This window comes from Phycisphaerae bacterium (assembly GCA_012729815.1).
GTDB lineage: Bacteria > Planctomycetota > Phycisphaerae > JAAYCJ01 > JAAYCJ01 > JAAYCJ01.
The window spans coordinates 18540-27714 of sequence record JAAYCJ010000204.1 but is presented as its reverse complement, the minus strand read 5'-3'; the positions used below and the strand labels follow the sequence as shown (position 1 = coordinate 27714).

At 65.7% G+C, this 9175-nt stretch carries 5 protein-coding genes and 1 tRNA gene; all 6 read right to left on the bottom strand.

Annotation, left to right across the window (positions count from 1 at the left end):
• Positions 1-2: 2 nt before the first annotated feature.
• Positions 3-75 (bottom strand) — tRNA-Glu (locus GXY33_13720).
• A gap of 86 nt (positions 76-161) precedes the next feature.
• A complete protein-coding gene (locus GXY33_13715; protein ID NLX06191.1) occupies positions 162-1556 on the bottom strand; it encodes a tetratricopeptide repeat protein in 1395 nt (464 codons plus the stop codon).
• Between the two features lie 70 nt (positions 1557-1626).
• Positions 1627-5307, bottom strand: coding sequence for an indolepyruvate ferredoxin oxidoreductase (locus GXY33_13710; GenBank protein NLX06190.1), 3681 nt, complete (start codon positions 5305-5307; stop codon positions 1627-1629).
• 71 nt (positions 5308-5378) lie between these two features.
• Positions 5379-6233 carry an NAD(+)/NADH kinase gene (locus tag GXY33_13705; protein ID NLX06189.1) on the bottom strand — a complete coding sequence of 285 codons (855 nt, stop codon included), beginning with the start codon at positions 6231-6233 and terminating at the stop codon, positions 5379-5381.
• Positions 6230-8173 carry a 1-deoxy-D-xylulose-5-phosphate synthase gene (locus GXY33_13700; GenBank protein NLX06188.1) on the bottom strand — a complete coding sequence of 648 codons (1944 nt, stop codon included), beginning with the start codon at positions 8171-8173 and terminating at the stop codon, positions 6230-6232. The genes GXY33_13705 and GXY33_13700 overlap by 4 nt, the downstream gene beginning before the upstream one ends.
• 21 nt (positions 8174-8194) lie before the next feature.
• Entirely contained in the window at positions 8195-9001 is an 807-nt protein-coding gene (locus GXY33_13695) for a polyprenyl synthetase family protein (protein NLX06187.1), read from the bottom strand.
• Positions 9002-9175 lie beyond the last annotated feature (174 nt).

Sequence of the window (9175 nt, the reverse complement as noted above, 5' to 3'; positions counted from 1 at the left end):
ATTACCCCCAAGGGGATTTGAACCCCTGTCTCCAGGATGAGAACCTGATATCCTAGGCCACTAGACGATGGGGGCGCAAATGGATAACCCAATTTTCGATTTTTCAGACAGCCTAATCTTACGCGCGGGGCTATTGGGCGTCAAGGCGGTTTTGGCTAATTTCACGGCCGATTTGGCTGGGTGGTCGGCGCCGCATAGTGGATCAGGCCGGCCCGGCCCAGAAGCTCGTACGCCGGCTGTGGATTGCCCGCCAGAAGCTCGACGTACCCAGCCAGCAGCAGGACCTCGCGGCCGACCTCGTCGCGGCGGATGAGTTGGCGGACCTGTTCAAGCCGGCGGTCGACGATCGTCTTGCCGCCCATGAGGTTACGGCCGTCGTACTCCAAGTAGACCAACTCCGGATGCCGTGCAAGAAGCTGCTCGAGAAGCCCAGCGGCGTTGCGAAGCTCGCCCGCCGCCAGAAGGGCGTTCACCTGCCCGAGAACGGCTGGGATGTGGTCCGGCTGGACCGCCTGGGCCTGCCGGAACAGGGCCGCCGCCTCCAGGTATCGCCCACCGCCCATCTGCCGCTGACCCGCGGTCATCAACTGGGCAACGGGCTCGCCGCCCGGTTCGGCGAGCGTGCTGAGCACCGCCTGCTGCGGCTGAACGCCCGCACGGGGCAGAACCGGCGGCGCCGCGGGCGGCAGGGGGGCTTCGCCTTCCGCAGCCGGCTCGCGAATCACCTGCACCGGCCCTCCCGCCGCGGCTCGCTCAGCCTGCTGGAGCATCTGCCCAAAATCCTGCTCCGGACGGGCGGGGGACGGGACGCCTTCAGGGCCTTCCGGTTCCGCCAGTGGCCCGATCATCGGTTCGACGGGGGATTCCTCCTCCAGAGCCGCCTCGAGTTCTTCGAGCATCAGCTCGCGTTCGAGGGTCCGTTCCGGCAACTGCCGCTCCTCCTCCCCCGGCAGCAGCGGCAACTGCGGCTCCGCCGTCGGCGTCGGTCGGGCAAGCACCGGCGGCACCAGAACGTCGGTCTCGCGGATCCCCTCGGGCAGCGGGGGCAATCCGACCCCGGTCAGCACCGGATCCGAGATCATCGGCACGCGGCGGGCCTCCAGGTTCGTAGCCGGCAGCAGAGAGGGATACCGGGGCTCGGAACTGCCGGGAATATTGAGGCCGGCTTCGAGCGCCGGCAGCGGAAGCACGGTGGAGCTGGGATGATAGTACGGGATGGGCTGGCCAAACGTCTGCCCCTGCCGCACATCCATCACCCCGACGCTCTCCCGCTGAAAACTCCGAAGCCGGTCGCTGCCCAGCGGAGCGCCGAACTGGGTGGGGCTGTCATAGGGCACAAAACCGCGGAAGTCCTTGCCGCCGCGGACATTACCGGTGATAAAGAGGTTACCGTAGTTCGGCTGATAGCGGCTCGGGATCGGCGCGTTATACCCATTGGCACCGACCATGGGCGAGGCATCGCGGGGGGCCGGCCCGACCCCGTAAATCTGCTGCTGGGCCGGTGCCGCAGCCGACAGCAGGGCCGCAACGATCACGATGGCAAGAATCCTTCTCACGCCGGTATCCTCCACACGCTCCGTTCGGAGCCGACGGCAACCGCGGATCGCCGCGCGAAGACACCGACGGCTACCAGATCTGGAGCATTTTCATCAGCCGGCTAATTATAGGGCTTCGTTGCCGCCCCGACAAAGAGCCGGCATCCCCTGAAACCATCGGCATTTGCAGCTTGGGGGGTTCAATAGCGGATTCGCCCGGTCCGCTGCTGCCCGACCGCCCGTGAAGGTGGTCGATGGCCTCACGCCGGGCCTTGGCCATCGTGGGCGTGCGAAACTCGCGATACCCCTTGACCTGATCGACCGCCTCGACCGCGCCCTGATAGCGGCGATACTGCTCCTGATCGCGATAGTCAAACCCATCGACGATCTGCTCGAACCAAGCCAGGAACTGACGGTCTTCCCGGTGGTAGAACGGCAGGTGCTTCCGGACGAACCGCAGGTTCTTCAGGAGATACATCGTCCAGTGCGGTACGCGGAGCGAGACCTTCAAGCCGAAGAACCGCGGGTGGAACGTCCGCCGATAGCGAATCCGATCGCCGTTGGCCGCGTTCACGTTGTAGCGGTGGTTGTCGCGCCGCTGCTTCTCGTAGCTGGTCAACACGTGAGCCACGTAGAACTCGTCCTTGACCAGCATGAGCTTAAAGAGGTTTCGCGCGACCGCCCGGGTAACGGCGAAATCATATTTCTTAAGGTCGCGGACGTAGGTCTGCCGCAGCCGCGCGGCGTACCGCTGGGCGTAGGCCAGCCCTTCGTACTGGATCAACTCGTAGAGGTACCGCGCCACGTCCGTCATCGTGTCCTTGTCCAGGTCGCGACAGCGCCGCAGCGTGGTGTAGACCAGGTACTTGTACTGACGGGCCAGCGTCGATCCGCCCAGACGCGTCCGCTCCAGAATGTTCGCCTTCTCGCGGACGATCCGGGCGATGTTCTTCGGCGCCGTCTTCTCCGCGAAAAGCCCCGGATGGGCGACCAGCTTGCGGCCCAGGTTGAACGCCCGCAGGTTGCTCTTGAATTCGGCGGGCAGGCTCTGCGTGATGGCCCACTCGATGTTTTCCAGGCTCACCGGAATCAATCCCAACTGGTAGGCCAGCCCCAGCAGCGTGATGTTGGCGTAACGCTTGGTGCCAAAGAGCCGCTCGCACATGGCGGTGACGTTGTGGGCGTAAAAGGCGTCCGAGCGGGTGTGGGCGCGGATGTGGGTTTCCATATCCTTGGGATCGAAGTCCTCCCGCCCGCACAACGCGTTGATCGTCAGCATCTTGTCGGTGTTGACGACCGCGGCGGTGCGGCTGCGGCTGGCGATCCTGGCCAATCCCTCGCCATGGATGGCCCGCGCCGCCTCGACAATATCCAGGCCCAGCAGCAGGTCAGCCGAACCGTACGGCATCACCTGGCACTGGGGCGAGGTGTCCTTGTAGAACGCCAACTGGCTATAGACTCCGCCGTTGCGAATGGCCAGGCCCTTCTTGTCCGCGAACGCGATCCGATAGCCCTCGCGAGCCCCCGCCCGCACGAGGATCGTGGTGGCCAGGCCGATGCCCATGCCGCCGATCCCCGCGACGTACGCCCGCCAGACCCCGCCCACCGCCCGGATCTTCGGCTCGGGAATGCGCTCGAACTTGATCTGGTGCCCGCGCGGCCGCGGCGGCCGCCGCCGGATCACCTCGACCTGCTCAAAGCTCGGGCACGCCCCGATCTGTTCGCAAAGCCCGTCGTTGACGCACCATGAAAGGTCGATGGCGGTCTTGGGCCCGTAAACCGTCTGCTCGGTGGTCAACCCCGGACAGCCGGTCAAACGTGTGCACTCCAGACAGTGTTCGCACAGCTCCGGCGTGACGTTCGTGAAGGTCTCGCGGGCCAGAAACCCGGTCTTGCGCTGCTCAGCCCGCTGGCGGTCCAGCTTGCGGCGGAGGGTCAGAATGCCGCATTCCTTGTCGGCCACGATCACCTTCACGCCGTCGCGGACGATCGTCTTCTCCAGGAGCTTCTTGTAGCGCTTGTGGTTCGAGGGATCGACGCGAACGACGTCGGCCCCGCCCATCGCGGTGACCGCCCGCACGATCTTCTCGATGTCCTGACGCGGTGTGAGGTTGCCCAGGACGTCCTCCTCGACGCCCGGCGTCGGCTGATGGCCGGTCATCGCCGTCGTGCGGTTGTCCAGGATGATGTACGTGATGTCCTGCCCCGCCTTGATCGAGTTGCTGATCGCGATCTGGCCGGAGTGGAAAAATGTCGAGTCGCCCATGAAGACGACCTGCTTGTTGGTGATAAACGGATCGATCCCCGCGCCGGTCGCTCCACCCAGCCCCATGCCGCTGTAGTTGTGCATGAGCCGCTCGTTCGGAGCGAACATCAGCATCGTGTAACAGCCGGTATCGCCGTGGAATACCAGATCGACCGGGCCGCAGCGGTGCTTGCGCCGCATGTATTTGGCGTCCATGAACTGCCGGCAGATCTCCAGCAACACGTTCGAGCTGTCGCGGTGCGGACAGCCGGGACAAAATGTCGGCGTCCGCGACGGGATCGCGAACCGTACCGACGAGGCCTGCCGGATGGTCGCCAGACTCTCCTCGAACTTGGCCGCCATCCGCGAGGCCAGCGGCTGATCGACCAGGCGGAACAGCTTGACCAGCTTCTCGATCACGATCGACGGGTGCAGGCCCAGCACCGCCGGGAACCCCTCGTGGCCGGACGGGAACCGCTTGCCCCAGACCTGGCCGAACCGCGTGCCCGGATTCAGTTGCCGCACCCGCCCGACCACCTCCGCCACCTGCTGCTCCAGGAACCCGCGACGCTCCTCGACGACCACCAGGTACTCGACGTTGGCTGCGAACTCCGCCACCTGCCGGTCGCTCAGCGGATAGGTCATGCCCAGCTTGAGAATCGGGAACTTGTCCGCCAGACCCAGCTCGGACAGGGCCGCCCGAAGGTGCTGCCACGCCACCCCGCACGTGACGAACCCCACCTTGGCCTTCCCAGCCGGGCCGACCTGAACGTTCACGCCCGCCTGCTCCGCCTCAGCCAGCAGCCGCTCCACCCGCTCCGGCATGCCCACTTCCTTCTTCCCCGTCCGGGGCGGAAGCAGCACCGTGTTCTCCGGATCCAGCGTATCGGTCCGAATCAGACCCGGGTTGTTCATCGACTGCTCGGGCCAGTGGTTCGGGCCCAGCCGGACCGACGCCCCGCCGTCGGCCAGCGTGGTCGTCATGATATACCCAGCGTAAAGCCCCGAAGCCTGGCTCAATCGAAATGCCAGCGGCACGAAGTCCTTGACCTCCTGGCAGGTCGACGGCTCCAGGACGAACATCCGCAGGTGCTGGCAGAGGTACCGGCTGTCCGCTGGCACCTGGGTCGAGTCCGACCACGGATCGTCGCCGAAAACCACCACCGCCCCGCCCTGAGGGTGGGCCCCCGCCAGGTTGCCCAACGCCAGACCGTCCGAGGCCACATGGCCGCCCACGCTCTTGAACACCGTCATCGCCCGCAACGGGGCCATCTGGGTCCCGTTGACCATCGCGATGCTCACCGCTTCGTTGTTGGCGATGTGGGCGCAGACGCCCTTTTCCCGCAGGATGTCCCTGAGTTTGCCCAGAATATCGAAGAAGGTGGCCACCGGCGAACCGGGATAGCCGGTCAGCAGGTGGACGCCGCCCGGGGTCTCGAACGCGCCCTTGACCAACAGCTCATTGCCGTTGAACAGGGCCGTCCCCGAATCGGCTAGGAACTTGTCTCGATCGTCCGAGGGTATCATCCACTATCCTTCATCCGTCGCTGACGGAACAGTTCGTAAAAACTCGCCGATGCCCGGAAACAGTGCCTGCCCTAGCTCTTATAGTTCGGGCCTGTCCCCCAGTTTAACTTCGTCTGGAGCGTATGCCAACGACTATGTTGGCGGTTGTGGACCAGCAGGAACTTGCCCCGGGCCCGCCGGACGGCCAGGACTGACCCCGGCGAGACCACCTTGGTGACCTGGCCGTCGACGATCCACGTGCTGCCGGCGTTGATCCGGCACGCCCGCACGTCAATCCGGGCGTCCTCGCTGAGCACCAGGGGGCGATAGGTCAGCGAATGGGGACAGATGGGAGTCAAAACGATGCCGCCGGTCAGCGGATCGAGGATCGGGCCGCCCGCGGCGAGGTTATGGCCGGTCGAGCCGGTAGGGGTCGAAATGATGAGTCCATCGCCTCGCATTAAGGTTAAATCAGCATCATTGATGCAAATCGTCACCTCAATCATGCGAAACGGCGGTCCGGCCTGAAGGACCAGATCATTGACGGCCAGGCTGGTAAAGGTCTGGCCATTTTCCTCAAGCTGGGCATCGAGCATGAGACGCTGGGTGATGACCAGACAATCCTTGACAATGCAGTCGGCGACGTCGTCAAGGTCGCTCAGACTAAATTCAGCCAAATAACCCAGTTTGCCTAAATTGATGCCGATGACGGGCAGTTGCTTGTCGCCGAAGGTGCGGGCAACCCGCAGGATGGTGCCGTCGCCGCCCAGCACGATGGCCAGCTCGGCTTCGGGAATAACCACCGGTTCGGAGGCATCGCCGGGCAGATCGACGTCGATCAGTTCGGTGCACCGCCCCAGCCGGTTCCTGACCTGTTCGAGGGCCGACTGCACGCCCGGGCGGGCGAAGTCGGCCAGAACGAGAACCCTCTTGCGGCAAGCGCTCATCTTCCTACCTTCAGTTGCCGGGCTCGCGACTCCGCTTGGCGAGGCGAGCCTTCCCGGGCCACTTCAGGCCCGGCCAGACCCAGGGCCTCGCGCACCGTGCGGGCGATCCCGTCGGCGTCCAAGCCGACCAGCTCGAGCTGCCAGCTTCGCGAACCGTGAGGGATCAACTGATTGGCCGGCAGACCCACCTGCCGGATCCGGCTGACGGGCAGGCCGCGCTGGGCCGCCGCCTGGAGCACCGAAGCCCCGAACCCGCCCACCTCGCTGTGATCTTCCAGGACGATCAGCGGTCTGTCCCGGCCGATCAGATCGGCGATCAACCCCTGGTCGAGCGGTTTGGCGAACCGGGCCGAAACCACGCCGACGTTCAACCCGTCGCGCGACAGTTCCTGGGCGGCGATCATGGCGGCCGCCGCCGGCGAGCCGTAGGCCAGAATCGTTGCGTCGCCGCCTTCGCGAAGCACGCGGGCCTTGCCCAGCTCGAACGGAACCGCCGGTCCGACCGGATCGGGCGCCAGGTCACGCGGATACCGGATGGCCACCGCCTTGCCGCAGTGGACCGCAAACTCCAGTGCCCCTTCAAGCTCCAACCCGTCGGCGGGGGCGCAGCAGATCATCTGGGGCAGAACCTGCAGAAACGCCAGGTCGGCAAATCCGTGATGGACCGCCCCGTCCGACCCGACCAGCCCCGCCCGGTCGAGGGCGAAAACCACCGGCAGACCCTGGAGGACGACCTCCTGCCAGACCTGGTCAAAGGCCCGCTGGAGAAACGTCGAGTAGATGGCGACGACGGGCTTGTGGCCGGATTTGGCCAGCCCAGCCGCCAGGTCCACCGCCGCGCTCTCGCAGATGCCCACGTCGAAGTAGCGGTCGGGAAACTGCTTGCGGAACTCGACCAGCCCCGTCCCGTCCGGCATGGCCGCCGTCAACGCCACGATCTTCTCATCCTTCTCCGCCAGTTCGACGATCTTGCGGCCGAAGACGCACGTGTAGCTCTCCCGCTCACCCACCTTGATGATCGCTTCGTCGCCGTTGATCTCGTACCCGCTGGGGCTGTGGAACTTGCACGGGTCGGAAGAGGCGAAACGGCAGCCTCTGCCCTTCTCGGTGTGGACGTGGAGAATGATCGGGTACGGCGCGTCGCCGACGACCTTCAGCGCCCGGATCAGCGTGGGCAGGTCGTGCCCGTCGATCGGTCCCAGGTACGTCAGGCCCATCTGCTCGAAAATCTGGCTCGGCGAAAGGGCGGTCTTGACGCCCTGTTTGAGGTGCTGAAGGCTCTCGCGGAGCGACCGGCCGACCGAGGTCAGGTCGAGAATGTTGTGGGCGCGGCGCTTCAGATCCTCGTAGGCGTGGGTGAACCGCACGCGGTTCAGGTGCTTGGCCAACCCGCCCTGCGTGACGTCGATGGCCATCGAGTTGTCGTTGAGCACGATCAAAAGCTGGCGCTTCAGAAGCCCAGCGTTGTTGAGCCCTTCGAACGACAGGCCGTTGACGATGCTGCCGTCGCCGACCACCGCGATAATCCGGTTGGATCGGTTGGCCAGGTAGTCGCCGTGGGCCAGACCCACCGCCGTGGCGATGGCCGTGCCGGCGTGGCCGACGGAAAACTGGTCGTGGTCGCTCTCGCGAACGTCGGGAAAACCGCTGATCCCGCCGCGCTGGCGAAGCGTCGCGAACCGGTCGCGCCGGCCGGTGACGATCTTATCGACGTAGCACTGGTGGCCGACGTCCCAGATCAGCCGGTCGGGCGGAAAATCGAAGCAGTGGTGGATGGCCAGCGTCAGCTCGACCACGCCGAGATTGCTCGCCACGTGGCCGCCGGTTCGCGAGACGGTATTGGCGATCAGCTCGCGAAGCTCAGCCGCCAGGTCGCGAAGCTGGCCCGTGCTCAGCTTCTTGACGTCGGCTGAGCTGTTGATGCTTTCGATCAGACTCATGATGCTGTCTTTCCGGTTAATCTAGTGTGAACGGTCGATGACGAATCGGGCCAGAAGCGCCAGCGGCTCAGCCGCCGGGCCCAGCGGCCGGAGGCGCTCGACCGCCTGGTCGACCAGCGCCGAGGCGCGGCGCCTGGCCTGCTCCGCGCCGACCAGCAATGCGTAGTTGGGCTTGCCCGCCGCCTCGTCCTTGCCCGTCCGCTTGCCGAGGTCCTGCTCGCAGCCGTCCAGGTCCAGCAGGTCGTCGGCGATCTGGAACGCCAGGCCCAGATCGCGGCCGTAGTCGCCAAGCCCATCGACCGTCGCCGGATCGGCGCCCGCCGCCAACCCGCCCAGCCGGGCGGAGCAGCGGATTAAAGCCGCCGTCTTGAGCAGGTGAATCCGCTCCGCCGTCGCCACCTCGCCCGCTTGGCTGTCAAACTCGATATCCAGGGCCTGACCGCCGGTCATGCCCGCCGCCCCGGAGGCCTGGGCCAGTTCGCCCACCATGCGGGCCGCCGTCACGCCGTCGCTCACGCTGCGGACCAGCAGCTCGAACGCGAAGATCACCAGGGCATCGCCGGCCAGAATGGCCATCGCCTCGCCGAACATCTTGTGGTTGGTGGGTTTGCCGCGGCGAAGGTCGTCGTCGTCCATCGCCGGAAGGTCGTCGTGGATCAGCGAGAAGGTGTGGACCATCTCCATCGCCACCGCCGGCGGCATCGCCCGCTCGTCGCGCCCGCCGCACGCCCGGCTCGCCAGCAGCACCAAAGCCGGGCGGAACCGCTTGCCGCCAGCCTCGAGGCTGTAGCGCATCGCGCGAAGCAGAACCGGCGGGCCGTCCAGCATCGAATCGCAGCACGCGACGATGGCCCGATCCACCTGTTCCGCCAGCCCGCTCAGAAGGCTTCGAATGTCCTGCCCTGACTTTGTCGTCACGGTCAAACTCGCCAAAGGCCGTTTCGCCGATCGCTCAAGACCCTGCGGAACGCCGAAAACGGCTCGCTGTACGATCAGCGCGAA

What these genes read in the sequence shown, in the direction of transcription:
- GXY33_13710 (NLX06190.1), bottom strand. Translation starts at nt 5,307, where the DNA reads ATGATACCCTCGGACGATCGAGACAAGTTCCTAGCCGATTCGGGGACG.
- GXY33_13705 (NLX06189.1), bottom strand. Translation starts at nt 6,233, where the DNA reads ATGAGCGCTTGCCGCAAGAGGGTTCTCGTTCTGGCCGACTTCGCCCGC.
- GXY33_13700 (NLX06188.1), bottom strand. Translation starts at nt 8,173, where the DNA reads ATGAGTCTGATCGAAAGCATCAACAGCTCAGCCGACGTCAAGAAGCTG.
- GXY33_13695 (NLX06187.1), bottom strand. Translation starts at nt 9,001, where the DNA reads ATGCTGGACGGCCCGCCGGTTCTGCTTCGCGCGATGCGCTACAGCCTC.